General features: G+C 64.6%; 26 protein-coding genes. 13 read left to right on the forward strand and 13 right to left on the reverse strand.

Features of this window, described 5'->3' with window-relative positions; all coding sequences use genetic code 11:
- Position 1: 1 nt before the first annotated feature.
- Positions 2-784, forward strand: a complete 783-nt coding sequence (locus tag QOH60_RS15010; RefSeq protein ID WP_526421703.1) for an SDR family NAD(P)-dependent oxidoreductase — start codon at positions 2-4, stop codon at positions 782-784.
- A complete protein-coding gene (locus tag QOH60_RS15015) occupies positions 784-1,932 on the forward strand; it encodes a sulfotransferase (RefSeq protein ID WP_526421655.1) in 1,149 nt (382 codons plus the stop codon). The genes QOH60_RS15010 and QOH60_RS15015 overlap by 1 nt, the downstream gene beginning before the upstream one ends.
- Here QOH60_RS15015 and QOH60_RS15020 read toward each other — a convergent pair.
- The gene (locus QOH60_RS15020) at positions 1,929-2,381 is read right to left on the reverse strand and encodes a hypothetical protein (protein ID WP_526421657.1); all 453 of its coding nucleotides are present in this window, start codon (positions 2,379-2,381) and stop codon (positions 1,929-1,931) included. The genes QOH60_RS15015 and QOH60_RS15020 overlap by 4 nt on opposite strands.
- A 37-nt stretch (positions 2,382-2,418) precedes the next feature.
- On the reverse strand, positions 2,419-3,570 hold the full coding sequence (locus QOH60_RS15025; protein WP_526421705.1) for a 3-ketosteroid-9-alpha-hydroxylase subunit A: 1,152 nt from the start codon (positions 3,568-3,570) through the stop codon (positions 2,419-2,421).
- 99 nt (positions 3,571-3,669) lie between these two features.
- On the opposite strand from QOH60_RS15025, the gene QOH60_RS15030 reads away from it, so the two are divergent.
- Positions 3,670-4,197: a gamma carbonic anhydrase family protein gene (locus QOH60_RS15030; RefSeq protein WP_526421659.1), complete on the forward strand. Its 528-nt coding sequence runs from the start codon at positions 3,670-3,672 to the stop codon at positions 4,195-4,197.
- Positions 4,198-4,216: 19 nt separating this feature from the next.
- On the opposite strand, the gene QOH60_RS15035 is transcribed toward QOH60_RS15030, so the two are convergent.
- The 5 genes from QOH60_RS15035 to QOH60_RS15055 are packed head-to-tail and all read right to left on the reverse strand — an operon-like array spanning position 4,217 to position 8,751.
- The gene (locus QOH60_RS15035) at positions 4,217-4,624 is read right to left on the reverse strand and encodes a nuclear transport factor 2 family protein (protein WP_526421661.1); all 408 of its coding nucleotides are present in this window, start codon (positions 4,622-4,624) and stop codon (positions 4,217-4,219) included.
- Positions 4,621-5,499 (reverse strand): TIGR03619 family F420-dependent LLM class oxidoreductase, encoded by an 879-nt coding sequence (locus QOH60_RS15040; protein WP_526421707.1) that lies wholly within the window; start codon positions 5,497-5,499, stop codon positions 4,621-4,623. The genes QOH60_RS15035 and QOH60_RS15040 overlap by 4 nt, the downstream gene beginning before the upstream one ends.
- Before the next feature lie 5 nt (positions 5,500-5,504).
- Entirely contained in the window at positions 5,505-6,686 is a 1,182-nt protein-coding gene (locus tag QOH60_RS15045) for a thiolase family protein (RefSeq protein ID WP_526421663.1), read from the reverse strand.
- Between the two features lie 2 nt (positions 6,687-6,688).
- Complete coding sequence (locus tag QOH60_RS15050; protein WP_526421665.1) at positions 6,689-7,744, reverse strand: beta-ketoacyl-[acyl-carrier-protein] synthase family protein; 1,056 nt, start codon at positions 7,742-7,744, stop codon at positions 6,689-6,691.
- A gap of 14 nt (positions 7,745-7,758) precedes the next feature.
- Positions 7,759-8,751, reverse strand: a complete 993-nt coding sequence (locus QOH60_RS15055) for a Zn-ribbon domain-containing OB-fold protein (protein ID WP_526421667.1) — start codon at positions 8,749-8,751, stop codon at positions 7,759-7,761.
- A 70-nt stretch (positions 8,752-8,821) separates the two neighbouring features.
- On the opposite strand from QOH60_RS15055, the gene QOH60_RS15060 reads away from it, so the two are divergent.
- From QOH60_RS15060 to QOH60_RS15075, 4 genes are all read left to right on the forward strand, one after another.
- Positions 8,822-9,853, forward strand: coding sequence for an LLM class F420-dependent oxidoreductase (locus QOH60_RS15060; RefSeq protein ID WP_526421669.1), 1,032 nt, complete (start codon positions 8,822-8,824; stop codon positions 9,851-9,853).
- 78 nt (positions 9,854-9,931) lie between these two features.
- Positions 9,932-10,687, forward strand: a complete 756-nt coding sequence (locus tag QOH60_RS15065) for an acetoacetate decarboxylase family protein (protein WP_526421671.1) — start codon at positions 9,932-9,934, stop codon at positions 10,685-10,687.
- Positions 10,687-11,886, forward strand: a complete 1,200-nt coding sequence (locus QOH60_RS15070; RefSeq protein WP_526421673.1) for a cytochrome P450 — start codon at positions 10,687-10,689, stop codon at positions 11,884-11,886. Before QOH60_RS15065 ends, QOH60_RS15070 begins: the two co-directional genes overlap by 1 nt.
- Positions 11,887-12,063: 177 nt before the next feature.
- Positions 12,064-14,832 (forward strand): TIR domain-containing protein, encoded by a 2,769-nt coding sequence (locus QOH60_RS15075; protein ID WP_526421675.1) that lies wholly within the window; start codon positions 12,064-12,066, stop codon positions 14,830-14,832.
- Between the two features lie 10 nt (positions 14,833-14,842).
- Here the strand turns inward: QOH60_RS15075 and QOH60_RS15080 are convergent, their stop codons facing one another.
- Together QOH60_RS15080 and QOH60_RS15085 are read right to left on the reverse strand one after the other, a co-directional pair.
- On the reverse strand, positions 14,843-16,267 hold the full coding sequence (locus QOH60_RS15080; protein WP_526421677.1) for an MFS transporter: 1,425 nt from the start codon (positions 16,265-16,267) through the stop codon (positions 14,843-14,845).
- 213 nt (positions 16,268-16,480) lie between these two features.
- Positions 16,481-17,281, reverse strand: a complete 801-nt coding sequence (locus QOH60_RS15085; protein ID WP_526421679.1) for a crotonase/enoyl-CoA hydratase family protein — start codon at positions 17,279-17,281, stop codon at positions 16,481-16,483.
- A gap of 76 nt (positions 17,282-17,357) precedes the next feature.
- Between QOH60_RS15085 and fadD19 the strand changes: the two genes are divergently transcribed.
- The 4 genes from fadD19 to QOH60_RS15105 all read left to right on the forward strand — a co-directional run bounded on the left by fadD19 (position 17,358) and on the right by QOH60_RS15105 (position 21,489).
- The gene (gene fadD19 / locus QOH60_RS15090) at positions 17,358-19,010 is read left to right on the forward strand and encodes a medium/long-chain-fatty-acid--CoA/3-oxocholest-4-en-26-oate--CoA ligase (RefSeq protein WP_526421681.1); all 1,653 of its coding nucleotides are present in this window, start codon (positions 17,358-17,360) and stop codon (positions 19,008-19,010) included.
- A gap of 19 nt (positions 19,011-19,029) precedes the next feature.
- The gene (locus tag QOH60_RS15095; RefSeq protein WP_526421683.1) at positions 19,030-20,151 is read left to right on the forward strand and encodes an NAD(P)H-dependent flavin oxidoreductase; all 1,122 of its coding nucleotides are present in this window, start codon (positions 19,030-19,032) and stop codon (positions 20,149-20,151) included.
- A gap of 25 nt (positions 20,152-20,176) precedes the next feature.
- A complete protein-coding gene (locus QOH60_RS15100; protein ID WP_526421685.1) occupies positions 20,177-21,004 on the forward strand; it encodes an amidohydrolase family protein in 828 nt (275 codons plus the stop codon).
- An 89-nt stretch (positions 21,005-21,093) separates the two neighbouring features.
- A complete protein-coding gene (locus tag QOH60_RS15105; protein ID WP_526421687.1) occupies positions 21,094-21,489 on the forward strand; it encodes a VOC family protein in 396 nt (131 codons plus the stop codon).
- On the opposite strand, the gene QOH60_RS15110 is transcribed toward QOH60_RS15105, so the two are convergent.
- Complete coding sequence (locus QOH60_RS15110) at positions 21,426-21,698, reverse strand: helix-turn-helix domain-containing protein (RefSeq protein WP_526421709.1); 273 nt, start codon at positions 21,696-21,698, stop codon at positions 21,426-21,428. The two genes, QOH60_RS15105 and QOH60_RS15110, sit on opposite strands and share 64 nt — an antisense overlap.
- A 384-nt stretch (positions 21,699-22,082) precedes the next feature.
- On the opposite strand from QOH60_RS15110, the gene QOH60_RS15115 reads away from it, so the two are divergent.
- Positions 22,083-22,310 carry a hypothetical protein gene (locus QOH60_RS15115; RefSeq protein ID WP_526421689.1) on the forward strand — a complete coding sequence of 76 codons (228 nt, stop codon included), beginning with the start codon at positions 22,083-22,085 and terminating at the stop codon, positions 22,308-22,310.
- Positions 22,311-22,412: 102 nt separating this feature from the next.
- On the opposite strand, the gene fadD17 is transcribed toward QOH60_RS15115, so the two are convergent.
- From fadD17 to QOH60_RS15130, 3 genes are read right to left on the reverse strand one after another with little or no spacing between them, the layout of a single operon-like run.
- Positions 22,413-23,933: a long-chain-fatty-acid--CoA ligase FadD17 gene (gene fadD17, locus QOH60_RS15120; protein ID WP_526421691.1), complete on the reverse strand. Its 1,521-nt coding sequence runs from the start codon at positions 23,931-23,933 to the stop codon at positions 22,413-22,415.
- A 22-nt stretch (positions 23,934-23,955) separates the two neighbouring features.
- On the reverse strand, positions 23,956-25,053 hold the full coding sequence (locus QOH60_RS15125) for an acyl-CoA dehydrogenase family protein (protein WP_526421693.1): 1,098 nt from the start codon (positions 25,051-25,053) through the stop codon (positions 23,956-23,958).
- Between the two features lie 9 nt (positions 25,054-25,062).
- Positions 25,063-26,244 carry an acyl-CoA dehydrogenase family protein gene (locus QOH60_RS15130; protein WP_526421695.1) on the reverse strand — a complete coding sequence of 394 codons (1,182 nt, stop codon included), beginning with the start codon at positions 26,242-26,244 and terminating at the stop codon, positions 25,063-25,065.
- Positions 26,245-26,420: 176 nt separating this feature from the next.
- Between QOH60_RS15130 and QOH60_RS15135 the strand changes: the two genes are divergently transcribed.
- On the forward strand, positions 26,421-26,612 hold the full coding sequence (locus QOH60_RS15135; protein ID WP_526421697.1) for a ferredoxin: 192 nt from the start codon (positions 26,421-26,423) through the stop codon (positions 26,610-26,612).
- The last annotated feature ends 17 nt before the right edge of the window (positions 26,613-26,629 follow it).

The following is a 26,629-nucleotide window of genomic DNA, read 5'->3' on the forward strand; positions in this document are numbered from 1 at the left end:
AATGGCTGGATTGCTTGACGGAAAAGTTGTCTGCATCAGTGGCGTGGGTCCGGCGTTGGGCACGACGCTGGCGCGCCGGTGCGCCGAATCCGGGGCCGACCTCGTGCTGGCGGCCCGCACGGTTGAGCGCCTCGACGATGTGGCCAAGGAGATCGCCGGCGCCGGCCGGCGCGCCGTCGCGGTGAAGACGGACATCACCGACGAGGCGCAGGTCGACAACCTCGTCGAGGCATCGCTGGCCGCATATGGCCGCATCGACGTATTGATCAACAACGCCTTCCGGGTGCCGTCGATGAAACCGTTGGCCGACACGACGTTTCAGCACATCCGCGACGCTATCGAGCTGACAGTCCTGGGAGCGCTGCGGCTGATCCAGGGCTTCACGCCCGCGCTCGCCGAGGCCGGCGGCTCCGTCGTCAACGTCAACTCGATGGTGATCCGGCACTCACAAGCCAAGTACGGGGCCTACAAGATGGCCAAGTCGGCGCTGCTGGCGATGTCCCAGTCCCTAGCCACCGAGCTCGGGGAGAAGGGAATCAGAGTGAACTCCGTTGCGCCGGGCTATATCTGGGGCGGAACGCTCAAGGGTTACTTCGAACACCAGGCCGGCAAGTACGGCACCACGGTCGACGAGATCTATAAGGCGGCGGCGGTGAACTCCGACCTCAAGCGCCTGCCCACCGAGGACGAGGTGGCCTTGGCGATCCTCTTCATGGCCAGCGACATGTCGTCTGGGATCACCGGTCAGACGCTCGACGTGAACTGCGGGGAGTACAAGACGTAATGACCTCGCGCACGGATGTCGGCACGGTCGACGAGCTGCGCGCGTCGGCCACCAAGGCGTGCGGCCTCGACGACTTCGGTTCCCCTGACGACAACTACCAGGAGGCATTGGCCACCCTGCTCGAGTCCTACCGGCGTGATGCCGATCTGACGGAGTTCGGCAGCAAGATGTGCCGGTTCTTCGTGCGTAATGCCCTCGTCGCGAGGCTGGTCTCGGAAGCGGCGTGGAAGCAATACCCACAGCACGCTGATGTCCCGGTCCAGCGGCCCATTTTCGTGACTGGCCTGCCGCGCACGGGCACTACCCTTATTCACCGACTGCTCACTGCGGATCCAGCACACCAGGGTCTCGAGCTGTGGCTGGCCGAGTACCCGCAACCGCGGCCGCCCCGCGAAACCTGGCCCGACAACCCGGTTTTCGCGCAGATCGACGCGCAGTTCGCCAAGGCGCACGCTGAGAACCCGGATTACACGGGTCTGCACTTCATGACCGCTGACGAGGTCGAGGAATGCTGGCAGCTATTGCGCCAGTCCCTGCACTCAGTGTCGTACGAGACGCTCGCTCACATACCCACCTACTCGCAGTGGCTTGCACAACAGGACTGGACGAAGTCGTATCAGCGGCACCGCAGGAACCTCCAACTGATCGGGCTCAACGACGCCGAGAAGCGTTGGGTGCTCAAGAATCCGAGCCACCTGTTCGCGCTGGACGCACTGTTCGCCGCCTATCCCGACGCGCTCGTCGTGCAATGTCACCGGCCTGCGGAGACGATCATGGCGTCGATGTGCTCACTTGCCCAGCACACGGCGGAGGGGTGGTCGAACAGCTTTTCCGGTGAATTGATCGGCGAGGACTCCCTCGAGACCTGGTCGCGCGGTTTGAGGCTGTTCAACACCGAACGCGCCAAGCGGGATCCGGCGCAGTTCTACGATCTCGACTACTTCGAGTTCACCGCCGACCCGCTCAAGGTGGTCGACGACATCTACGGGCACTTCGGCATCGAATTCGCCGATGCCGGCCGCGCCGCCGTCGAGGCGAGTTACAAAGCCAGCAAGAGGGGTCCGCGTGCCCCCAAGCACACGTATTCCCTTGAGGACTACGGGCTTACCGCAGAGCAGGTGAGGGAGCGGTTCGCGGGGCTCACCTAGCCGTCGCCGGGTGAGGGTGCAGTCGACGCCGGCTCGAGGACGCCTTCGGCGATCGCGTGCTCGATGCTGTCGGCGAGCCGGGGACACGACTTGCTCCGCGCCGGCTGGCCACCCGACTCCCGGACCTCGGCAAAGTACGCGCACCGCTGCGTGGCTTCCGAATTCCACTGCACGGACGTGTGTTCGGGGCCGAGTTTCTTGACGAGCACCGAGACGTGGCAGAACCGGCAGTCGACAGGCTGCAGGCCGGAGTTCAGGTAGCGATCGCGATCTTGTTGCGTGGCGTGCCGCAGCGCCGCAGCGTGCTCTGGTGCAGGGGGAGAAGGCTTGAGCAGCGCGCTGTCTCCATTGCGAGGGGCGTGGTCGTCGTCGTCGTGCGCGCCGTGCACAAGCAACATCGAGCGGGTCAGCTGATCGACGTCGGGAACGCCTTTCTCGTCCTTGCTCATCTTCCTGTCCCGTCGCTTCGCTCGCCCCGGAAGTGGCTCACCCGGTCGTCTGCTCCGCCTTTTCGGCCTCCTGGCGCGCCAGGTTCTCCTCAACCTCGGTGTGCCAGAACTCGTTTGCCTTGGTGGTGTCGACCTCGATCTCGAAGCGGTCGGTCATGTCCGGAGAGACATCGGCGGCGTCGACGTAGAACTGCTGATACCAGCGGCGCATCTGATACACCGCGCCGTCCTCCTCGACGAGCAGCGGGTTGTCGATGCGGGTCTTGTGCTTCCAGATCTCGACATCCTGGAGGAAGCCTTTGCTGACGCCCTCGGTGAATCCCTTGGACAGCTTCTCGGTGGTGGCCTCGTCCATACCTTTGGGCTTCTCGACGATGACACCCCATTGCAGCACAAAGGAATCTTGTGTGACCGGGTAGTGGCAGTTGATCAGGATCGACTCGGCCTTGAAGCCGCTGTAGTTGTTGTGCAGCCAGTTGATCATGAACGACGGGCCGAAGTAGGACGCCTCGGAATCGAGATGCGCTTCGCCGTAGGCCGTTCCCATGCCGCCGACGTCGGGCCTGCCCACGTTGTGCAGATACTGCGTCGCGATGTGGCCCTCGAAGACGTTCTTGAAGTACGTCGGCAGGCCGAAGTGGATGTAGAAGAAGTGCGCCATGTCAGTGACGTTGTCGATGATGTCGCGGCAGTTGGAGTTCTCGATCAGGATCGAGTTCCACCGCCAGTCGGTCCAGTCGTCGCTGTCGAACTCGGGGATTTCCGGAATCCGCACTTCCGGCTGAGGCTCATTGCCCTCGTGGTCGTGCCAGACGAACAGCAGCCCGCTGCGGATGTCGGTATGCCACGCGCGTGTGCGTGCCAGCCGCGGCGTGCGCTTGGCGTACGGCACCAGCTTGCACTTGCCGTCGCCGCCCCATCGCCAGTCGTGGAAGGGGCAGGCGATCTCGTCGCCCTTGACGGTGCCTTGTGACAGGTTGCCGCCCATGTGCCGGCAGTAGCCGTCCAGGATCTTGACCTCGCCATGGGAGTCCGCAAAGACCACCAGCATGGTGCCGAACGCCTCGATCCCATGCGGTTCGCCGTCCAGGTAATCCTGGACGGGTCCAAGGCAGTGCCAGCCGCGCGCATACCTGTCGGGCAGCGCGCCGGCATCGATCTCGCGAATGCCCGCGGTGTCGGTCGTCACGTCAGTGCCTCCAGTCATGTCCCTCTAACTAGAACACGTTACAGTTTTGGGACGCCAGGCCGCAATATATGCAGGATTTGGGTGCTGTATATCTGACCTATGCTCCTCTACGAGTTCGAAGGCAAGTCGCCACGGGTGGATCCCGACGCGTTCGTCGCGCCCACCGCGGTGTTGATTGGCGATGTGACCGTTCTTGCTGGTGCGTCGGTGTGGTTCAACGCGGTGCTGCGGGGGGACTACGCACCGATCGTCGTACGCGAAGGTGCCAATGTGCAGGACGGGTCGGTATTGCACGCTCCGCCTGGTATTCCCACCGACATCGGGCCTGGCGCGACGGTGGCCCACATGTGCTGCATCCACGGCGTGCACGTCGGCGCCGAAGCGTTGATCGCCAATCACTGCACGGTGCTCGACGGAGCGGTGATCGGAAAGCGGAGCCTCATCGCGGCGCACTCACTGGTGATCGGCGGAACCAAGATCCCCGACGAAGTCCTCGTCACCGGCGCACCCGCGAAGGTGAAAGGCCCGATCGCCGGCACCGGTGCCGAGACTTGGGTGACCGTGAACCCGGGCGAATACCGGGCGCTGGCCCGCCGCTACATCGACGGTCTGCGGCCGCTCTTCTAGTTCCGCCCGCGGATGAGAGTCAGAGCTTGCGCGCGCTCTCGGTGGCGCGGTCGACCTCCCAGTACGCCCGCAGGGCGGCCATCTTGCCGTCGGCGTTGACCCGGTAGGTGAACACCCCGTCCGCAGTCACCTGATACCCGGCCGCGGTGATCAGGATCGAGCCGACGTTGGCCTCTTCGTTGCCGCACTGATAGGTGTTCACGAAGTCGAACTCGATCTTGTCGGTGGGCGCGATCGCCATGTCCCAGAACGCAGAGATCGCTTCCTTTCCGCGATGCCCTTTGCCGTCCGGATCGAAATGCGAGGGGCCGATCGGATCTTCGACGATTCCATCGTCGGCGAAGACGTCGAGCCACGCCTGCTTGTCCCTGGCCGCGACGGCCTCGCGGGAGCGCTTGCCCGCCAGATGCGCAGGCGTGTCCGTCATTGCTGCCATCCGGAGTGGATGTAGGTATCGGCGAAACGCTTCATCGAGTCCTTCTTCTTGTCGATCGGCGCATCGAAGCCCAGCCCGTCGAAAACCCAAGGGATCACGATGTTGTCGGTGACGCCGACCGCAGCGAGTTCGCGGTGTCCGTCGACGCCGAACTTGTCAATGCACACGGCCTGGTACTCGAACGGCTTCTCGGCGCGGCCGTATTCGTCACGGTACTTGTTGAGGGTGCGGATGGTCTCGGCCAACTGGTCGCACGTCATCATCGCGCTCGTCCAGCCATCGCCGATCCGCGCGGCGCGCTTCAGCGCGACCTCGGTGTGCCCGCCGACGTAGAACGGCACCGGCTTGCTGGGAGCCGGGCTTATCTGCAGCCGGTCGAAATCGTAGAACTCGCCGTGGAATTCGACCATGCCGCCGTCCAGTACGAGCTTGATCACCCCGATCATCTCATCGACGCGCTTGCCCCGCTTCGCATACGGAACGCCGCACCACTCGAACTCCTCAGGCGCCCAGCCGATCCCGACGCCGAACCCAAACCTGTTGTTGGTCAGATTCGCGACCGAGCCCACCTGCCGCGCGAGCAGCAGAGGATTGCGCGAACCGAGCTTCATGACATTCGTGTAGAACTCGAGCGTCGAGGTGACCGCGCCCATCGCACCCGCCGCGATCAGCGGGTCGACCCAGGGCGTGTCCTCGTTCCACATCCGCGAACCGTCAGCGGTGTACGGGTAGTCCGCCGACTGCTTCTCCATGTAGAACAGCGAATCGGGCAGTGCGATCGAGTCGAAGCCCACTTCCTCTGCGGTCTTGGCGATCTCCACCAGCTGGTCGATCGGGCCCATCGCGATGCTGCACGTGTACTTCATGCGGGTCATTCGGCCTTCTCCGGCTTGTCAGAACCGACAACCCACATCGAGTAGTACTGCGCGCCACCGCCGTACGCGTGGCCGAGAGCCTTTCGCGCCCCCTCAATCTGATGGTCGCCAGCCTTGCCCATCACCTGGATCGCCGACTCGGCGAACCGGATCATCCCCGAAGCGCCGATCGGGTTCGAGGACAGCACACCACCTGAGGGGTTGAACGGGATCTTGCCCGTCATCGCGGTTTCGCCGGCCTCCGTCAGCTTCCAGCCCTCTCCCTCCGGAGCGAAGCCGAGACTCTCCAACCACATCGGCTCATACCAGGAGAACGGCACGTACACCTCGGCGACGTCGATCTCGTCGATGGGGCTCTTGATGCGCGCCGACTTCCACAACGCTGCCGCGGCGTCGCGGCTCGCCCTCGGGTTGACTTGATCGCGGCCGGCGTACGCAAGCGGCTCGGTGCGCAGCGCGGTCGCGTGGATCCATGCGACAGGATGGCCTTCGGCGACGCGGGCATCAGCAGCCTGCTCGTCGCCGATTACCATCGCCGCCGCGCCGTCCGACGACGGGCACGTCTCGTCGTAGCGGATCGGGTCCCACAGCATCGGCGATTCCATCACCTTCTCCAGCGTGATGTCGGGCTGGTGCAGATGCGCGAGCGGGTTCTTGGCGCCGTTCAGACGGTCCTTGACCGCCACCATCGCCCCGATGTGGTCCGGTGCACCCGCGCGCCGAATGTAGGCCCGAATGTGCGGGGCGAAATATCCGCCCGCGCCGGCACCTACGGCCTTCGTGAACGGCACGGGAATGCTCAACGCCCACATGGCATTCGACTCCGACTGCTTCTCCCATGCCATCGTCAGCACGCGGCGGTACTTGCCGGACTGCACGAGGCTGGCGGCGACGATCGCGGTGGAGCCGCCGACGGAGCCGGCGGTGTGGACGCGGATCAGAGGCTTGTTCGTGGCGCCCATCGCGTCGGCCATGAACAGCTCCGGCATCATGACGCCCTCGAAGAAGTCGGGTGCCTTGCCGACGACGACGGCTTCGATGTCGTCGAACGTGGAGCCCGAGTCGGCCAGCGCGCGGTCGATAGCCTCGCGCACAAGGCCGTTCATCGACACGTCCTTGCGCTTGGCCACGTACTTGGTCTGCCCGGTGCCCAGGACCGCGGCGAGTTGCTTAGCCATGACTATTTGCCCTCCATCACGGCGATCAGATTCTGTTGCAGCGCAGGGCCGCTGGTGGCGTGCGCCAGGACTCGGCTCGCAGCACCGTTGAAGATGTGTTGAGCGGCAAAACCGATGCGCTCGAGGCCGGTCGAGAACATCGGGTTGGCGGCGAGCGCCCCACCGGACGGGTTTACCTTTGCGGTCGACGGCAGCCCGATCGCCTCGGTCAGGATCAGGTGCTGATGGCTGAACGGGGCGTACAACTCGGCGACCTCGATCGAGCTAGCGTCCCCTCCAGTGGCGGCCTGCGCCGACGCGGCCGTGGACGGCGACGTGGTCAGATCGCGGGCACCCAGTACCGGCGTCTCGATGCGGTGTTCGATGCCGGTGATCCAGGCCGGGTTTTCGCGCAGTTCGCGGGCCTTGTCGCCGGCAGCGAGCACGATCGCCGATGCGCCGTCGGTGATCGGCGCGATGTCGTGACGGCGCAACGGATCCGCGAAGAACGGCCGGCCCAGCAGCTCGTCGATCGTCTTGGCGGGTTTCTCCGAATCGGTGCGCTCTGCAACCGCAAACGAATCCAGAGCCACCTGTGCCATCTGCTCGGCCGTCCACTTGCCGGCGTCCAGACCCAGCCGGGCCTGAAGGCCCGCCATCGACACCGAATCCGGCCACAGCGGCGCGACGGTGTACGGGTCTGTCTGCATGGCGAGTACCCGGCGCAGAGTCCCCGCACTGGATTTTCCGAACCCGTACACCAAAGCTGTCTCGACCTCGCCGGACAGCAGTTTGATGTACGCCTCATAGAGGGCCCACGCTGCGTCCATCTCGACGTGCGATTCGTTGATCGGTGGCACGGCACCAATCGAGTCGATGGCCGAGATGAACGAGAATGCGCGTCCAGCAAGGTAATCCGACGATCCCGAGCACCAGAACCCGATATCGGTCTGCTGCAGGCCGAGTTCGGAATAGATCGAGGCGAAACACGGCATCAACATTTCGACGCCGTTGGTGGTGCCGTCGGTGCGGCGCACATGGGGCGCGTGAGCGAAGCCGACTACAGCAATGTCAGTCATTTAGGTGCGTCCCTTTACAGATGGTGCTTGTAGGTGTCGTAGTCAGCGTCCGGTTCGCCGGTGGGCCGGAAATACTCGATATTGTCGATGCCGAAGTCCCACTGCTCGCGCGGTTTCCACACCGCCTCCACCCGCATCCCCATCCGCACATCGTTGGCGTCGATGTCCGAAACCAGGTGCAGGAACGGGATGTCGGCGCCGTCGAGCAGCACGTAGGCGGCGACGTACGGCGGCTTGATGCGCTGGCCCGCGAATGGGATGTTGATGATCGCAAAGGTGGTGACAGTGCCTTTGTCGGGCAGTTCGACGAACTCGTCGAGCACCTTGCCTGTAGCCGGATCCGCTTCGCGGGCAGGAAAATACAGCTTGCCGCCGTTGCCGGTACGCCCGCCGAGCAGCTTGCCCTCCTTGAGCGCCTTGAGGTATGCGGTCTCGGGAAGCGAAGCGGTGTGCTGGATCTCGATGGCGCTGGGGGACACCTGAATGGTCACGGGCTCGAGGTCGCCGGCCGCGTCGGGCACAGGCTCGGCCTGGTCGCCGAGCGCGAAGTAGGCGATGTCGGTGATCGCTCCCACCGGCTCGTCGACCCAGTGGGCGTGCACCCTGGCACCGGTGCTCACGTCCTCGGGTGAATCCGCGCTCACCGCGTGCAGCAGCGAGGTGTCGGCGCCGTCGAGCTTGATCAACGCCCACGCGAACGGGCGGTCCAGCGGCTGGCCCTCGAGAGGGTGGGCCTGCCACGTCCACGACACCACGGTGCCCACGCTCTCCACGGGCACGACCTCGGTCAGAGGCGCGTAGGTGACGGGGTCATACTCTGCAGGTGGAACCAGCACTCGACCGTCCGAACCGCGCACCCCGAGGATGCGCCGTTCGCGCAGTGCGGTGAAGAACTGGCCAAGGAGCGGTCCGACTGAACGGGTGTAGTCGAAGGACAGCCGCAATGGTGCCGAAAGAGGTGACTCATGTGGGTCGATCTGCACCGGGCTGCTTTGGCTGGTGGTCACGGCATCGAGTAGAACAGGTTCTAAGAATGGATTCAAGGCGCGTCCACGACGTCCCGGAAAGGGGGCTGGAATGAAGTTAGGCCTTCAGCTCGGATATTGGGGCGCGCAGCCGCCGACGAACGCGCCGGAGTTGGTGAGCGCAGCCGAGGAGGCGGGCTTCGACACGGTGTTCACCGCCGAGGCGTGGGGATCGGACGCCTTCACTCCGCTCGCGTGGTGGGGATCCGCGACGCATCGGATGCGGCTGGGCACGTCGGTGGTTCAGTTGTCCGCGCGCACGCCGACAGCGTGCGCGATGGCGTCACTGACCCTGGACCATCTGAGCGGCGGCCGGCACATCCTCGGGCTCGGTGTGTCTGGCCCGCAGGTGGTCGAGGGGTGGTACGGCCAGAAGTTCCCGAAACCGTTGGCGCGCACGCGTGAGTACATCGACATCGTGCGCCAGGTGTGGGCGCGCGAGGCGCCCGTCGCCAGCGTCGGCCCGCACTACCCACTGCCGTTGACCGGCGAGGGGACCACCGGACTCGGCAAGAACCTCAAGCCGATCACGCACCCGCTGCGCCCGGACATCCCGATCATGCTCGGCGCCGAGGGGCCGAAGAACGTCGCGCTGGCCGCCGAGATATGTGACGGCTGGCTGCCGATCTTCTACACCCCACGGATGGCGGACACGTACAACGAGTGGCTCGACGAAGGGTTCGCGCGACCGGGCGCCCGGCGCAGCCGCCAGGATTTCGAGATCTGCGCTACGGCGAACATCGTCATCACGGACGACCGCCCCGCGACCTTTGAGGCGATGAAACCGGTCCTCGCGCTGTACATGGGCGGCATGGGCGCCGAGGACACCAACTTCCACGCCGACGTCTACCGCCGTATGGGCTATGCGGAGGTCGTCGAGGATGTGACCTCGCTGTTCCGCAGCCAGCGCAAGGACGAGGCCGCGAAGGTGATCCCCGACGAGCTGGTCGACGACGCGGCGATTGTGGGCGACGTCGACTACGTGCGTAAGCAGATCGAGGTGTGGGAGGCGGCGGGCGTCACGATGATGGTGGTGAACGGGCGTAATGCCGAACAGATCCAGGAGCTCGCTGCGCTGATCTGAGCATGTGCCCTCTGCTCTTCGCGCAAGCGGCTCATCGCTCCTTGTCGATGAATTAGAACACGTTCTACAGTGAGCGCCATGTCTCCTGCTCTTCGCCCAAGCGGCTCATCGACGCCACAGCACGTGATCGCCGGCTCCGTCGTGACGATGCCGGTGGACATCCGCAAGGCCGAGCAGCACATGGCGATGTTCTCCGTCGACGCCGACGCTGCGCAGGAGATGATCGACTACAGCGGACTTCAGGTATGCCGCTATCTGCCCGGCCGCGCGGTGGTGGTCTTGATGCTGATGCACTACGTCGATGGCGATCTCGGTCAGTACTACGAGTACGGCACCAATGTGATGGTCAATCCGCCGGGTTCGACGGCGAGTGGGCCCCGCGCGCTGCAGTCGGCCGGCGCGTTCATCCATCATCTGCCCGTCGACCAGGAGTTCACGCTGGAAGCGGGGACGAAGATCTGGGGCTATCCGAAAGTGATGTCGGACTTCACGATTCGAGATGGACGGCAATTCGGTTTCGATCTCCACATCGACGGTCAGCTGGTGGTGGGCATGGAATTCCGCCCCGGCCTGCCGGTGCGGCTGACCCCGCGCACGCAGGCGCAACGCAGCTACTCGTACCGGGACGGCGTGCTGCGGGAAACCCCGTTCGAGATGTCGTTGACGGGCTCGCGCAATCGACCCGGCGGAGTGCGGATGTGGCTCGGGGACCACCCCTATGCGAAGGAGCTCGCATCGCTCGGCCTCCCGAAGCGTGCGATGCTGTCGAGTTCCATTGACAACGTGCAAATGTCGTTCGGTGACGCCGTGGTCGTGGGCGGAAGGGATCTCTGATGACGGTATCGACGAAGCCGGATGTGGATCTGACCGACGGCAGTTTCTACGCCGGAGACTCACGGTCGGTCTACAAGTGGATGCGCGAGAACGAGCCGATGTTTCGGGACCGCAACGGCTTGGCCGCGGCGGCGAGTTACCAGGCTGTGATCGACGCCGAGCGCACGCCCGAGTTGTTCTCCAACGCCGGCGGTATCCGGCCGGACCAAGATGCGCCCCCGATGATGATCGCGATGGACGATCCCCAACATCTGTTGCGGCGCAAGCTCGTCAACAGCGGGTTCACCCGCAAGCGTGTGAAGGATCTGGAGGGCTCGATCACCGCGCTATGCGACAGGCTCATCGATGCGGTGTGCGAAAAGGGGGAGTGCGACTTCGTCTGGGACCTCGCCGCGCCGCTTCCGATGGCCGTCATCGGTGACATGCTCGGTGTGCTTCCGGAAGACCGCGAGATGTTCCTCAAGTGGTCAGACGACATGGTCAGCGTGTTGAGCAGCACCACGTCACAGGAAGACTTTCAGGTCTCGATGGACGCGTTCGCCGCGTACACCGAGTACATGGGCCGCATGATGGCCGATCGGAAGAAGGAGCCGACCGACGACCTGGTCAGCGTGCTTGTGCACGCCGAGGTCGACGGCGAGAAGCTGGCGGACCACGAGATCGTCACCGAAGTGTTGCTGCTGCTGATCGGCGGTGACGAGACCACGCGGCACACGCTGTCGGGAGGCACCGCGCAGCTGCTGCGCCACCCGGACCAGCATGCCCGCCTGGTCGGTGATCTCAGCCTTCTTCCAGCTGCGATCGAGGAGATGCTGCGCTGGACGGCTCCGGTGAAGAACATGGCTCGCAAGGTGATGGCCGACACGACATTCCACGGCACCGACTTGACGAAGGACGAGATGATCATCCTTCTGTTCGAGTCGGCGAACTTCGACGAGGCGGTGTTCGGCGATCCCGAGAACTTCCGTATCGACCGAAACCCGAACAACCACTTGGCATTTGGTTTCGGTACGCACTTCTGCCTAGGAAACCAGCTGGCACGGCTCGAGCTGTCCATCATGCAGACGAAACTGTTGCAGCGGTTGCCTGATATGCAGCTGGTGTCCGACTCGGCGCTGCCGCTGCGCCCGGCGAACTTCGTCAGCGGGCTGGAGCGGATGCCGGTGAGGTTCACGCCCAGTAAGCCAGTCGGCGCTTAGAGCGGACGCGCTGTCGCCGAGCGCAGACTTGATGCACGGTTCTCACGATTCGCGTGCATTAACTCCGCTCTCGTCGAGCGCTGGCCGCCAGCTCGATCCATTAGCTGATCGGGACCGGTCGCGGCCGCACATGTGGCAAACTGAGCCGATTAGTCGGAGCGTCATCTGGGGGCTTTCATGCACTCGGTACCCGAGCGAGTGGAAACCTATGGGCCGCAGACTGTTTCGAACAAGCCTGCGCATTACGACGCGTTCTTGTCCTATGCGCACGAGGATCGTTTGGTAGCTGCCGGCGTCCAAAAAGCACTGCACCGGATTGGTCGTCGCATCGGACAGTTGCGCGCGTTGCGTGTTTTCCGCGACGACACAAACCTCGAAGCCAGCCCCGACCTGTGGGCCAAGATCACCGCCGCGATGGACGGAGCGCGCGCCATGATCGTGGTGTTGTCGCCCACCGCGGCCCAGTCGAAATGGGTGAATGCCGAGATCAGCTACTGGCTCCAGCAACGCCAAGGACCGCAGCCGCTACTAGTGCTTGCCGATGGTCGGCTCAATTGGGACGCAACCAATCGGTGCTTCGACTCGGCGACCTCCGATGCTGCGCCACCCTTCTTGACGCAGCCCGGCGCGTTGCCCGCCGAGCCGTTTTTCCTTGACGTAAGCGGCGACGGTCCTCCGTGGAATCACACCGGAGGGTCCTTCAAGGGCAAGATGACCGCCCTGGCCGCACCCTTGCACGGCAAGGACAAGGACCAACTGGTCAGCGACGATCTGCGAGAGCAGCGTAAGTTTCGCCGCCTGCGAGCCGCCGCGGTCGCGGCGTTAGCGATCCTCACTATCGTCGCGGTCGCCGCCGGCGTTATCGCGCTCGTGCAGCGGCAGTCTGCCGTCGAGCAGCGCGATGAAGCGGTTGCCGCACGTTTGACCGCCGAGGCCAACTCGATGCTGAGCAACAGCACGTCGGGCAACGACGTACAAGCCCTTCAGCAGTTACTCGCCGCCCGCACAATCACCAAGCATCCTGATGACGGCGCGCTCTACAACGCGGTCGTCGCAAAGGCCAACGTGGTCAAGATCATCGACACCGGGGCTCCGGCTTACGGCGGAGCGACCAGTCCGGACCGCAAGAGAATAGTCATCGGCGGCGGCACGAAGGAGGTGCGAATGTGGGACCTAGAGACAGGACAGCCCGTCGGATCGCCATTAGCCGGACACGACGATGTGGTGCGTGCGGTTGCGTGGAGTTCCGACGGTCGCACGATTGCGACGGCTAGCGCCGACAAGACGATTCGATTGTGGAATGCCAACACGGGTAAGCAAATTGGGGAACCCGGAGTTCACGATGGTGTTGTCAATGCCGTTGCGTTCAGCCCCGATGGCAGCCTCCTTGCGTCGGCGAGTGCGGATTCCAAGATCCGGCTCTGGGAAGTGCATGACAGCGGCCCCCAACTCGTCGCGACGCTTGAAGGCCATTCCGGGGGAGTGCTCGCTTTGGCGTTCGATCCGAACGGCACACGACTGGCTTCTGTGGGTCATGACGCGATCTTGAGGCTCTGGGACGTCGCGAAACGGCAGATGATCGACCGGATCTTCCCGCAGCAATTCACCACGCAGCTGGGTGTCTCGTGGAGCCCTGACAACGTCACCATTGCGACGGCCGCCTGGGACGGCTCGATTCAGCTGTGGAATGCCGACACCGGCGAGCGGCTCGGGACACTCGAGGGGCATCGAGCTGCCGTCATCAACACCCTGTTTACGCCCGACGGCCGCTGGCTGGTGTCCGGCAGTTTCGACAAGACCGTCAGGATGTGGAACGTCGCGGACCGGAAACAGCTTGGCGATTCGCTGACCGGATGGGATGGCGGGGTGGCGGTAAATGTCGGCGCGGACGGTCACATCGTTGCGGTGAGCAACGATCACACCATTCGCGTGCTCGACATCGTGAAGGGCCAGCCGTTGGCGAATCACTCCAAATTGGTGAGTTCAGTCGCGTTCAGCCCGGATCGCGACCTCTTCGCGTCGGCTAGTTGGGACGGCCTGGTGGCGTTGTGGAAGGCATCCGACAACACCGTAATGCGGGCGTTGGCAGCTCCGGGCATGCCAGTAACGGGGGCGGACTTCGGTCCTGATGGACGCCTCCTCGTGAGCAGAGCTGACGCCACGGTGCAGATCTGGGATAGCAATGACCCGCGGGCGGCGCCGCAGACCCTCGAAACATGCTGGCCGGTAGGCCTTATCGCGTTAAGCCCGGACGGCAAGTTTGTGGCCGCGCCCTGTAGCGACCAAGAATTCGCGCAGGTGTGGGAAATCGACCGCAGTGATTCGCCCGACCCCGCGGAGATAGCCGATCATCGGGGGGAGGTGAATGCCGTGGCATTTAGCCCTGACAGCAAGCAGCTAGCAGCTTCTATCGGCAAGACCATCCAATTGTGGGACGTCAGGAGTGGCGACCCAATTGGCAAACCCATGATCGGTCATCAGGAGTTCGTCGACTTGCTCGTTTTCGCACCCAGCGGTGATCGGCTTATCTCGGCTGGCCGTGACAACACTCTTCACCTGTGGGACGTCAAGAACGGCACTTCGATCAGCGAAACCGTGCCCGAGGGAAACATGATCACCTCGATCGACGTAAGTTCCGACGGCAAACACGTCGTGTCCGCGAGCGTGGACGGCACGGTCAGACTGTGGAGCATTGCCAATGACGAGCTTCGACCAATGGGGAGTCCGATGCCTGGGCACATCGGCTCGGTGGCGACCGTGCGCTTCAGCCCCGACGGCTTGCGATACCTATCGGGAGGCAGCGATACGATGGTGCGCAGTTGGCCGGCTACGGCCAGCACCGACGGGCTTTGCGCAAAGCTATCCGCGAACATGACTCCCGACCAATGGAAGCATTGGGTGTCGTCCGAGATCGAATATCGGAAGCCTTGTACGAAGCTCCCCTAGCGGGGGCATGTCAACCATGCTGCGGGACAGGCGGGTTCGTCGCTGTGGACTTCGTCCTCGGTCGCAGGAGGAGGCTCGCCGCCAAGCCGAATGCACCCGCCCCAACGCAAATCCACAGTGACAACTGAAAACTTGAATACGTGCCGGAGCCCACGATGAAGCCGGCCCACGTGTAGCCCAGCGAGGCGCCGATCCCGAACGAGGCGTTCGCGATACCTGGCAGCGACCCCGGTTCGTCCGCAGGAGCCTGTGTGACACCCAGGACACTTATCGCTGTCCCCGCAATCCCCAGGTACGTGAGCCCTAGCAGCGCGACGAATACCGCGACCAGGACCTGGTTGTGCGAGAAGATCGCCAGCAGCGATGTCGCGGTCAATGCCCCGATCTGGCCGATGCGCAGCAGCGTCACGAAGCCGATCCGCACAGCGATACGCCCCGCCAACGGCGCGGTAATCAGCTGCAGGATCGCGGCAGGAGTGAGAAACAACAGCGCCGTGGTCAGCCCGTTGTGCCCGAAGCCTGAGTCCAGATCCTCCGCAATGAACGGCACGATGAAGCCGAGCACGACCATGAAAGAACCCATGTTCAGAAGGATCACTACAAGCAACGGCCACGCTTGTCGCGATGCCAGCTGACCGATGTTCACCAACGGACGCGCCGTCCTCTTCTCGACGACGACGAGCGCGACCAGGGCGATGATCGCCGCGACGATGAACCCGAGCGCGAGCGGCGACGACCATCCCGATCGCGTGCCCGACGAGAAGAACAGGTTGACGCCCGCGACCCCCATCGCGATCAGCGCGCCACCCACCCAGTCCATTCGGCCCGGCGCGACTCGCTCGGGGTCGTCTGCGGGCACCGCGAGGACGCAGAGCACCACGCCCACGACGCCGACCACACCGATCAGCATGAAGATCGACCGGTAGCCGAGGTGGTCGGACATGTAGCCGCCGAGTAGGCCATCGAGACCGGCGGTTCCTCCGCTCACGGCTGTGACGATGCCGGCGCACAATCCGAAGGTCTTGTCGCTCAGACGTTCTCGCAGGATAAGGAACGTCAGCCCGAACGTCACATTGACGACGCCCTGGAGGAACCGTCCCGCCAGCACCAGCGACAGAGTGGTGGTTACGGCGCAGAGCGCTGTGCCCACACACGCCACTGCCAGCACGCTGCCCAACATGCGTTTGCGTCCGATGAAGTCACTCCATCTGATCAGCACCACATTGGCGACTGCTCCCGCGAGATAGAAGTACGTCGACATTGCTGCGAACGAGCCCGTTCCCAATTTGGTCTCGATCTCTCGGATCGCAGGCGCGAGCATGGTCGCGCTGAGTTGGGTCGTCATCACGGCCACAAGCAACGCCGCCATCATGAACGCGACCTGCTTGGTAGACATCGGGGTTACTTCGGCGCCCTCCCCCGGGGCCTGGGCCATGGCAAACCACTCTAGGGCGTGGCGCGCCCACTACCCTGCGAGCGTGCGCGTCTGCGGCGACACACCGATGTTTCGCGGCAGAAACTGCACGCTCGCGGCGGCGCGAACGACGGAATTCGCGTTTGATCGAAATGCCGTTCGTGTCGTGAGCGTGCGTGATGTAGGTACTGAAGCCGGCGTGTCGCCCGCAGACACGCACGCTCGCGCAAAAAGCTAGCGCATCTTGAATTCGGGCTTGCGCTTCTCCTTGAACGCCCGCGGTCCTTCCTTGGCGTCGTCGGACAGGAACACCTGGATGCCCAGCTGCGTGTCGATCTTGAACGCCTCGTTCTCCGGCATGCCCTCGGTTTCGCGGATCGACTTCAGGATCGCCTGCACCGCCAACGGCCCGTTGTTGTTGACGGTCTCGGCGATCTCGAGTGCCTTCTCCAGCGCCTGGCCGTCGGGCACGACGTAGCCGATCAGCCCGATGTCCTTGGCCTCGGCGGCGGTCAGGTGCCGCCCGGTGAGCAGGATGTCCGCGGCCAGCGTGTAGGGGATCTGACGAGGCAGGCGGACCGCTGAGCCACCCATCGGGTACAGGCTCCACTTCGCCTCGGACACACCGAACTTCGCGCTTTCCCCGGCCACCCGGATGTCGGTGCCCTGCAGGATCTCGGTGCCCCCCGCGATCGCGGCCCCCTCCACCGCGGCGATGAGCGGTTTGGTCAACCGGCGGCCCTTCAGCAGACCGTCGATGCGCGACGGGTCGTAGCTACCGTCCTTGAAGGAGTCACCCGGCGGCTTCGCGGTGGCCGCCTTCAGGTCCATGCCCGCGCAGAAATAACCGCCCGCGCCGGTCAAGATGCATGTGCGGATCTCAGGATCGTTGTCGACGCGGTCCCACGCCTCGACCATGATCTCGAGCATCTCGGTGGACAGCGCGTTGCGCGCCTCCGGCCGGTTCAGCGTCAGGATGAGAGTGTGGCCCCGCTGCTCAATGATGGCGTCGGGGCTACCGTCTGCTTCGCTCACGAACCATCGCCTTCCTACAGACTTGTCCAGCTGTGACAACTTGTAAAAAACTGTAACACGTTCTAATTTGGGGTCCGTGGCCCTGAATATCGCAGATCTCGCCGAGCACGCCATCGACGCCGTGCCTGACCGCGTCGCCCTGATCTGCGGTGAAGAGCAGATCACCTACGCCGAGCTCGAGGAGAAGGCGAACCGCCTCGCGCACTACCTGATCGACCGGGGCGTCAAGAAGGACGACAAGGTCGGTCTCTACTGCCGCAACCGCATCGAGATCGTGATCGCGATGCTGGGCATCGTCAAAGCCGGCGCCATCCTCGTGAACGTCAACTTCCGCTATGTCGAGGGCGAGCTGCGCTACCTCTTCGAGAACTCCGACATGGTCGCGCTGGTGCACGAGCGCCAATACTCCGACCGCGTCGCAAACGTCCTTCCTGACACCCCGAACGTCAAGACGATCCTGGTGGTCGAGGATGGCTCCGACGACGACTATCAGCGTTACGGCGGTGTTGAGTTCTATTCCGCGTTGGCGCAGGGCTCACCGGAGCGGGACTTCGGCGAACGCAGCCCCGACGACATCTACCTGCTCTACACGGGAGGCACCACTGGGTTCCCGAAGGGCGTGATGTGGCGCCACGAGGACATCTACCGCGTGCTGTTCGGCGGAACCGACTTCGCGACAGGCGAATTCGTCAAGGACGAGCACGACCTCGCTAAGGCAGCCGCGGCCAATCCGCCGATGATCCGCTATCCCATCCCGCCGATGATTCACGGCGCCACGCAGTCGGCGACGTGGATGTCGCTCTTTTCCGGCCAAACCACTGTGCTCGCACCGGAATTCAACGCCCACGAGGTATGGCGAGCGATCCACGAGCACAAGGTGAACCTGCTGTTCTTCACCGGCGACGCGATGGCCCGGCCACTGCTTGACGCGCTGGAAGCCGCACACTCCAAAGGCGAGGACTACGACCTGTCGTCGCTGTTCCTGCTGGCCAGCACGGCCGCATTGTTCTCGACGAGCATCAAGGAGAAGCTGCTCGAGCTACTGCCCGACCGGATCATCACCGATTCGATCGGATCGTCGGAGACCGGCTTCGGGGGCACCAGCATCGTCGCGAAGGGCGAGCACCACATGGGCGGCCCGCGCGTCGCGATCGACCACCGCACAGTCGTTCTCGATGACGACGGCAATGAGGTCAAGCCCGGTTCGGGGGTACGCGGCGTCATCGCCAAGAAAGGCAACATCCCCGTCGGCTACTACAAGGACGACAAGAAAACCGCCGAAACATTCAAGACCTACAACGGCGTCCGCTACGCGATCCCCGGTGACTACGCCGAGGTGGAGGCCGACGGCAGTGTCACCATGCTCGGGCGCGGGTCCGTGTCGATCAACAGCGGCGGCGAGAAGATCTACCCCGAAGAGGTGGAAGCCGCGCTCAAGGGCCACCCCGACGTGTTCGACGCACTTGTCGTCGGGGTGCCCGACGAGCGATACGGCCAGCACGTCGCCGCGGTCGTCCACGCCCGCGAGGGCACCCGTCCGACGCTGGCCGACCTTGATTCGTTCGTGCGTTCGGAGATCGCGGGATACAAAGTGCCACGCAGTCTTTGGTACGTCGACGAGGTCAAGCGCTCGCCGGCCGGCAAGCCCGATTACCGATGGGCCAAAGAGCAGACCGAGCAGCGGAAGGCCGACGACGTGAGCACCAAACACGTCAGCGCGAAGACGTAGCGGGCGACGGGATAGGCACATGCGCACGCAGCTGTGTGACCGGTTCGGGATCGACTACCCGATCTTCGTCTTCACCCCGTCGGAGAAGGTGGCCGCCGCGGTCAGCAAAGCCGGGGGCCTGGGTGTGCTCGGCTGTGTGCGGTTCAACGACGCCGACGATCTGGAAGCCGTGCTGGGTTGGATGGACCAGAACACCGACGGGAAGCCCTACGGCGTCGACGTCGTGATGCCGGCGAAGATACCGACCGAGGGCACGGCCGTCGACATCAACAAGCTGATTCCTCAGGACCACTGGGATTTCGTCAGCAAGACACTGGCCGATCTCGGAGTGCCGCCGCTGCCCGATGGCGAGGCCCGCCCGGAAGGCGTTCTGGGATGGCTGCATTCGGTCGCGCGTTCACACGTCGAGGTGGCGCTCAAGCATCCGATCAAGCTGATTGCCAACGCGCTCGGGTCGCCGCCCAAGGATGTCATCGACCAGGTTCACGCGGCCGGTGTGCTGGTGGCGGCGTTGGCGGGCAGCGCCAAACACGCGCTGCGCCACGTCGACAACGGCGTCGACATCGTCGTCGCGCAGGGTCACGAGGCCGGTGGTCACACCGGTGAAATCGGTTCGATGGTGCTGTGGCCGGAAATCGTTGACGCACTTGAGGGTAGAGCGCCGGTTCTTGCCGCCGGCGGAATCGGCACCGGACGTCAAGTCGCTGCGGCACTGGCACTGGGCGCATCCGGTGTCTGGATGGGTTCGGCGTTCTTGACGTCGGCCGAATACGACCTCGGGTACCGCACCGAGGCGGGCACGTCGGTGATCCAACAAGCGCTGCTCGGCGCCACATCCAGCGATACCGTGCGCCGCCGGATCTACACCGGCAAGCCAGCGCGGCTTCTCAAGAGCAGGTGGACCGACGCGTGGGATGCGCCGGACGCACCCGAACCGCTGCCGATGCCGCTGCAGAACATCCTCGTCAGCGAGGCGCACCAACGGATGAGCGAGTCGTCCGATCCCACCGCGGTTGCGATGCCGGTAGGCCAGATCGTAGGCCGGATGAACGAAATCCGGCCTGTCGCAGACATCATTGCGGAGTTGGTCGAGGGTTTCGAGGACGCGACGAGGCGCCTCGACGGCATCCGCGAGGGTTGAGGTCTCAGGTCTACAGTCGGTCGATATGACGATCGATGTGTGGATGCAGCCTCCCACCCTTCGACTTCTGCGTCACGACATGCTGGCCCCGCTGCGGCGGTGGACCGCCGGCACGATGCCGGACAAGGACGCAGAGATCCCGACCGAGGCGACGGTGGAGTCGATGGATGCCGCCGGTGTGGACATCGGGTTGCTGACGGCGTGGCGCGGGCCCAACGGTCTCGACCTCGTCTCCAATGACGACGTCGCCGCGTGGGTGGGCAAGTATCCCAACAGGTTTGCCGGTCTTGCCACCGTGGACCTCGAGACTCCGATGACTGCGGTTCGCGAGCTGCGCAGCCGGGTTCGCGATGACGGCTTCGTCGGGCTGCGGCTGATGCCGTGGCTGTGGGGTCTGCCGCCCACCGACCGTCGCTACTATCCGCTGTTCGCCGAGTGCGTCGAGTTGGGTGTGCCGTTCTGCACCCAGGTTGGCCACACGGGGCCGATGCGGCGTTCCGAGACCGGCAGGCCCATCCCGTACATCGACGAGGTGGCGCTGGACTTTCCGGAACTCGTGATCGTCTGCGGGCATGTCGGGTATCCGTGGACAGAGGAGATGGTGGCCGTCGCACGCAAGCATCCGAACGTCTATATCGACACCTCCGCGTACACCACGAAGCGGCTACCCGACGAGTTGGTCCGGTTCATGCGGACTGGGACCGGTCAGCGAAAGGTCTTGTTCGGCAGCAACTATCCGATGATCGGACACCAACACGCCCTCGAGGGGCTCGACGCTCTCGGGCTGACCGAGGAAGCCACGGGCGACTATCTGAAGGGCAACGCCCAGCGCGTCTTCAACTTGAGCCGGTAATCCGTTCGGGAGATGCCGCGTTAGGGCAGACCCAATTTCTGTCCGATTCGTTCACGACACAGGTCCCCGCGCGTCATAGCGTGAGCCCCATGAGTGTTGAGATAACTGCTGTCGTAGTGGAGGTCGTGGCCAAAGACCTGGCGCGTTCGTTGGCGTTCTACAGGTTGCTCGGGTTGGCCGTGCCTGAACCGGACGGACCGCACGTCGAGGTCGAATTGCCAGGTGGCAACAGGCTCGCATTCGACACCGAGGAGACCATCGCGGGCATGCACCCCGGCTGGACTCCGCCGTCGTCGGCCGGCCGCGTCGCGCTCGCGTTCGGGGTAGCCACACCGCCAGAGGTCGACGAACTCTATGAGCGCCTGTCCTCCGATGGTCACCCGAGCCAGCTCGCGCCGTTCGACGCGCCGTGGGGTCAGCGTTACGCGACCGTCGCCGACCCGGACGGCACCACCGTCGACCTGTTCGCGCCGCTGACGAAGTGATTCAGCGGCACGCCGGCGAGAGAGCGTACCTCGCGGTGCAGATGAGGTTGATCGGCGTAGCCTGCGCGCGCGGCGGTGTCGCCGGGCGCGACGCCGCACGCCAGTAGCCGCGTCGCCAGACGAAACCGCAGGACGCGGCGCAGTGTCGACGGGCCGTACCCGTAGACAGCCAGACACTGACGGTGGAAGGTTCGGCTGGACCAGCCGATGTCATCGGCGACCGCACCGACCGCCGCGCCGCTCGCAAGCGCGCGGGAGACGTGGGAAAGCTGGCCGACGGACCAAGGCGCGGCCTCGCGCGACGGGGCCGCGACGCCAGCGTCTCCACCAGCGCGACAAGCGAAACACCTTGGGGCACAGCGATCGTCGTGACATCACCAAGTGGCGTTCTGCTGTTCCGCAGCTCTGCTGCCGGGATACCCAGCAGACGCGGTAACGCACCCCGCCGGAATCGCACACCCCGCGCGGTCGACCCGCCCTCGACGAGGTGACGCAGGTGCTCGGGCGGCAGGTACTCGCGATAGCCCACGCCTTCTATGTAACCAGCTCACGTATTCCCCAATCAAAAGCCAACGAAGACCGGAGAATTCACCATGAAGAAGAACAACTGGATGCGTCGCGTGACCGCTGGCGCCGTCCTGGCCGCTGCTCCCGCGTTGATCGCGCTGGGCACCGCGGGAGCCGGCCACGCCGCGGCCGTCTGGCCCCCTCCGACGGTGCCTGTTCAGACGTCGTCGTCGCATCCATCGTCGAATGTGCCGTGGTTTGAGTCGTCATTCCACGAACGGCACGCCGCTCAAATCCAGTCCTTCTACCAGTAACCCCGCCGCCGAGACTGCTGCCAGATCGCGATTTTCGCCGAATTGGCGATCTCACAGCAGTCTCGGCGGACAGCGGGGCGGGAGCGGGAGTTAGTGGGGGCGTCAGCGGCTGATGGGAAACACCGGGTCGGCGCAGTCGGTGGCCTCCGCCTTCAGGACGCGCTTGATGATCTTGAACGACTCAGTGCGCGGTAGATCGCCGCCGACCCGCACGAACGACGGCCACTGCTTGCGGCCGAGGTCGGACTGTGCCGCCAGAAACTCGCGGAACGCCTCGACATCGAAGGTGGCGTCGTCGGCCAGCACCAGCGCGGCCATCACTTGATCGCCGACGTCAGGGGCCGGTATGCCGTACACCGCGGCCTCGATGACATCCGGGTGGCGCAGCAGCACCCGCTCGATCGGGGCGGCACCGAGGTTCTCTCCGTCCACGCGCATCCAGTCGCCAAGTCGCCCAGCGAAATACGCGTAGCCGTTCTCGTCGCGGTATGCGAGGTCACCGCTGTGATACATGCCGTCCCTCATTCGCTCGGCATCCGCTGCGGGGTCGTTGTAATAGCCCTCGAACCGGCCCGGGCCTGCGGCGTTGACCAGCTCCCCTGTTACCCCGGGCGCGCACGGCTGACCGGTGTCGACGTCGAGGATCTCGGTCCCGTCGGGCAGCGGCCCCAGCGAGCCGGGCGGAGTGTCCGGGGTGCGGCCGATCGCCACTCCGCCCTCAGTAGAACCGAATCCGTCGACGACGACCGTGCCGTATCTACGGGCGAACCGGTCGACGTCGCCCGGCGCTCCCTCGTTGCCGTAGACCGCCCGCAGCGGGTTGTCGGCATCGTCCGGACGCTCCGGTGTGGCCAGCACGTAAGACAGCGGCTTGCCGACGTAGTTGGCGTAGGTTGCGCCGTAGTGGCGAACGTCCGGCAGGAACTGCGACGCGGAGAACTTGCGCCGCAACACCATTGAGCCCCGGCACGCCAGCGACACCGCCCACCCCACCAACACGGCGTTGCTGTGGAACAGCGGCATCGACACGTAGCAGATGTCGTCGCGGCCCAGAGAGAAGCGCTCGGTCATCATCACGCCGGCGATCGCGACTTTGCCGTGGCTGCAGATCACCGCCTTCGGGTCACCGCTGGTTCCCGACGTGTAGATCAGCATGAACGTGTCCAGCGGGCTCGCCTCGCGAGCGATGACCGGCGCGTTGGCGTGCTCACGCACCTCGGCTGCCCACTGCGGCGAGTCGACGTCGATGTGGTCGATGTCGCCGACGACCACGGCCGAGGCCGAATCAGCAAGTACCACTTGGCAATCCGCGTGCCGGATATCGCGCTCCAACGCAGCGCCACGCCGGATCGGGTTGAGGCCTACGGGCACGATCCCAGTCAGGCCGGCGGCGACGAGCAGCGACGAGAAGAACGGCGTGTTCTGCAACAGCACACCCACGTGCGGTGGCCGCGACGGATCCATTCGTGCGCGCAGGGCGGCCGCAACCGCAGCGCCCTGCTGAATGTGGTCACGCCAGCTCGTGAACGAATCTTCAAAGAACACGCCGCGGTCGTCGGCCTCGACGAGCGGTGTGATCAGCGAGGTTACGGTGGGAAGCTCGCTCCCCGACGCGGGATTCATATTGCTCCTCGCGTCCGCGGATTCACACCGGCGTGTCAGCCAGTTCCCGGCCGATCCGCAGCAGCTGACCCGTCGCGCCACCGACCGCGAACTCCGTTTGCTTGGCAGCAAGGAAGTATCGATGCACGGGATGATCCTTGTCGATACCCACGCCGCCGTGCACGTGCACCGTCGTGTGCGCGACTCGATGTCCCGCGTCGGCCGCCCAGAACGCCGCACTGCTCACGTCAATGTCGGCAGGAAGATCTTCCGAGAGCCGCCATGCCGCCTGGGTCAGGGTCAGCCGCAGCCCCTTGATGTCGATGTAGCCGTCGGCCAGCCGTGACGAGACCGCCTGGAAGCTTCCGATCGGCCGGTCGAACTGCTGGCGCTCGCGGGCGTACTCGGCGGTGAGTTCCAACGCGCGCTCGAGCACTCCGAGCTGAAATGCGCTGCGGCCCAGTGTTCCATGGGTGGTCAGCCAGGCGACGACGTCGTCGCCGCCAACGATTCTGTCCGCGTCGAGCTCGACGCCCTGCAGCTCGACATGCCCGACGCTGCCGTGGCCGGTGGTATCCAAAGAGGTGACGGTGACCCCGTCGTCGTCAGTCCTGACGAGGAAAACCTTGACCCCCGAGTCGGTTTCAGCCGGCACGAGAAAAGCGTCGGCGACAGGACCGTAGCCAACCTGCGTACGACTTCCGGTCAGCCGGTAACCGGTGCCGCTTGGGGTAGCCTGCACCGGCCCCTCACCCATATCGCCGTCCAGCGCCACGGCGAGGATCTTCTCACCGTTGATCGCCGGGGTCGCCCAGTCCCGCTGCAACGCCTCCGAGCCGAACTTCGCAATCGCGCCTGCACCGAGGACCGCTGATTCGAGATAGGGCACTGCGCCCATCTGCCGACCGAGCGCGACGAGCACCGCTACCTGCTCCAGAACGCCAAAACCCCCACCGCCCAACGATTCCGGAGCCGCGGTGCTGAGCACGTCCGCATCGATCAGCTTGCGCCACAGATCGCGGTCGAAGCGTTCGTCGAGTGTGTCCAGCTCCTTCTGGCGCTCCGGTGTGCACACCGACTCGGTGATCGTGCGCACCAGTCCGCCGAGGTCGTCGGCGGCCTCTGTGTTGGTGAAATCCATTGTTAGTCCTTACCGGTTCACTCGGGGCAGGCCGAGCGCGACCATGCCGATGATGTCGCGCTGAATCTCGTTGGTGCCGCCGCCGAACGTCAGGATCAGGCAGGAGCGATGCATCCGCTCGATCCGCCCGCGCAACAGCGCCCCCGGGGAATCGGTGCGAAGCGTCGCCGCCGAACCCAGCACCTCCATCAGCAGCCGGTACGCCTCCGTGGCCAACTCGGTGCCGAACACCTTGGCCGCCGACGCGTCGGCGGGCGACGGCGCGGCGTCCTCCGTGGAGGCCAACTCCCAGTTGATGAGCTTGAGCACCTCGGCCTTCGCGTGCACCCGCGCCAGGTTCAGCTGCACCCACTCCGAATCGATCAGCCGATTCCCGTGGATATCCTTGGTGTTCTGCGCCCATTCGCGAACACCGTTGAGCGCCAAGAAGATCGGCTGTGCCGAGACCAGGGCCACTCGTTCGTGGTTGAGCTGGTTGGTCACCAGCTTCCAGCCCGCATTCTCCTCGCCGACCAGGCTGGTCGCCGGCACGCGCACGTCCTGGTAGTACGTGGCGCTGGTGTCGATGCCTGCCATCGTGTGCACCGGCGTCCAGGAGAAGCCCTCAGCCGTCGTCGGCACAATCAGCATCGAGATGCCGCGGTGTTTCTTGGCTTCCTGATTGGTCCGCACGGCCAGCCAGACGTAGTCCGCGTAGGCGATCAGGCTGGTCCACATCTTCTGGCCGTTGATGACGTAGTCATCGCCGTCGCGCACGGCTGTGGTGCGCAGCGACGCGAGGTCCGTTCCGGCGCCGGGCTCGGAATAGCCGATGGAGAAATGTAGGTCACCCGACGCGATCTTGGGCAGAAAGAATTTCTTCTGCTCGTCGGTGCCGAACGCCATGATCGTCGGCGCCACGCTGTTGATGGTCAGGAACGGCACCGGAACGTTCGCGATCGCGGCCTCGTCGTTGAAGATCAGGCCGTCCATCGGTGAGCGCGCCTGGCCGCCGAACTCCTTGGGCCACGACAGCGTCAGCCAGCCGTCCTTGCCCATCTGCGCGACGGTGTCGCGGTAAACGTTGCCCCGCCCCATCTCCCCGTCGTTGGACGCCAGCGCCTCGGCGCGCTCAGGGGTCATGAGTTTGGTGAAATACGACCGCAGCTCGCGGCGCAATTCCTCTTGCTCGGGGGTATAGCCGATCCGCATTGCGTCGTCCTTAGGTGTGTCATCGACCCGACGGCAGACCCGTCTGCCTTTCCTGGTTGTAACACGTTCTAGTCTTGGAATCCAGCGACGGTTACCGCGAGCGGGCCATCGACGTGGTCGTATTGTGGGGACTGCTCAGGAAACAGCCCAACTGAGGTAACTGCTAGGAGGTTGTCGTGCGAGTTGAAGTTGACCGCGATCGGTGTGAAGGTAACGCCGTGTGCGTGGGAATCGCGCCTGACCTATTCGATCTCGACGACGAGGACTACGCGGTGGTGAAGGAGGATCCGGTGCCTGCCGACCAGGAGGATCTGGCCGAGCAGTCGATAGCCGAATGCCCCCGCGCCGCGCTGCTTCGCAAGGACTAGAGGTATTCATAAGTTGA

Source organism: Mycobacterium sp., from assembly GCF_032159765.1.
GTDB lineage: Bacteria > Actinomycetota > Actinomycetes > Mycobacteriales > Mycobacteriaceae > Mycobacterium.

Excerpts from the sequence above, each read along its gene's own strand:
- QOH60_RS15010 (WP_526421703.1), top strand. The coding sequence starts at position 2 with ATGGCTGGATTGCTTGACGGAAAAGTTGTCTGCATCAGTGGCGTGGGT.
- QOH60_RS15015 (WP_526421655.1), top strand. The coding sequence starts at position 784 with ATGACCTCGCGCACGGATGTCGGCACGGTCGACGAGCTGCGCGCGTCG.
- QOH60_RS15020 (WP_526421657.1), bottom strand. The coding sequence starts at position 2,381 with ATGAGCAAGGACGAGAAAGGCGTTCCCGACGTCGATCAGCTGACCCGC.
- QOH60_RS15030 (WP_526421659.1), top strand. The coding sequence starts at position 3,670 with ATGCTCCTCTACGAGTTCGAAGGCAAGTCGCCACGGGTGGATCCCGAC.
- QOH60_RS15035 (WP_526421661.1), bottom strand. The coding sequence starts at position 4,624 with ATGACGGACACGCCTGCGCATCTGGCGGGCAAGCGCTCCCGCGAGGCC.
- QOH60_RS15040 (WP_526421707.1), bottom strand. The coding sequence starts at position 5,499 with ATGAAGTACACGTGCAGCATCGCGATGGGCCCGATCGACCAGCTGGTG.
- QOH60_RS15045 (WP_526421663.1), bottom strand. The coding sequence starts at position 6,686 with ATGGCTAAGCAACTCGCCGCGGTCCTGGGCACCGGGCAGACCAAGTAC.
- QOH60_RS15050 (WP_526421665.1), bottom strand. The coding sequence starts at position 7,744 with ATGACTGACATTGCTGTAGTCGGCTTCGCTCACGCGCCCCATGTGCGC.
- QOH60_RS15060 (WP_526421669.1), top strand. The coding sequence starts at position 8,822 with ATGAAGTTAGGCCTTCAGCTCGGATATTGGGGCGCGCAGCCGCCGACG.
- QOH60_RS15065 (WP_526421671.1), top strand. The coding sequence starts at position 9,932 with ATGTCTCCTGCTCTTCGCCCAAGCGGCTCATCGACGCCACAGCACGTG.
- QOH60_RS15070 (WP_526421673.1), top strand. The coding sequence starts at position 10,687 with ATGACGGTATCGACGAAGCCGGATGTGGATCTGACCGACGGCAGTTTC.
- QOH60_RS15075 (WP_526421675.1), top strand. The coding sequence starts at position 12,064 with ATGCACTCGGTACCCGAGCGAGTGGAAACCTATGGGCCGCAGACTGTT.
- QOH60_RS15080 (WP_526421677.1), bottom strand. The coding sequence starts at position 16,267 with ATGGCCCAGGCCCCGGGGGAGGGCGCCGAAGTAACCCCGATGTCTACC.
- QOH60_RS15095 (WP_526421683.1), top strand. The coding sequence starts at position 19,030 with ATGCGCACGCAGCTGTGTGACCGGTTCGGGATCGACTACCCGATCTTC.
- QOH60_RS15100 (WP_526421685.1), top strand. The coding sequence starts at position 20,177 with ATGACGATCGATGTGTGGATGCAGCCTCCCACCCTTCGACTTCTGCGT.
- QOH60_RS15105 (WP_526421687.1), top strand. The coding sequence starts at position 21,094 with ATGAGTGTTGAGATAACTGCTGTCGTAGTGGAGGTCGTGGCCAAAGAC.
- QOH60_RS15115 (WP_526421689.1), top strand. The coding sequence starts at position 22,083 with ATGAAGAAGAACAACTGGATGCGTCGCGTGACCGCTGGCGCCGTCCTG.
- fadD17 (WP_526421691.1), bottom strand. The coding sequence starts at position 23,933 with ATGAATCCCGCGTCGGGGAGCGAGCTTCCCACCGTAACCTCGCTGATC.
- QOH60_RS15125 (WP_526421693.1), bottom strand. The coding sequence starts at position 25,053 with ATGGATTTCACCAACACAGAGGCCGCCGACGACCTCGGCGGACTGGTG.
- QOH60_RS15130 (WP_526421695.1), bottom strand. The coding sequence starts at position 26,244 with ATGCGGATCGGCTATACCCCCGAGCAAGAGGAATTGCGCCGCGAGCTG.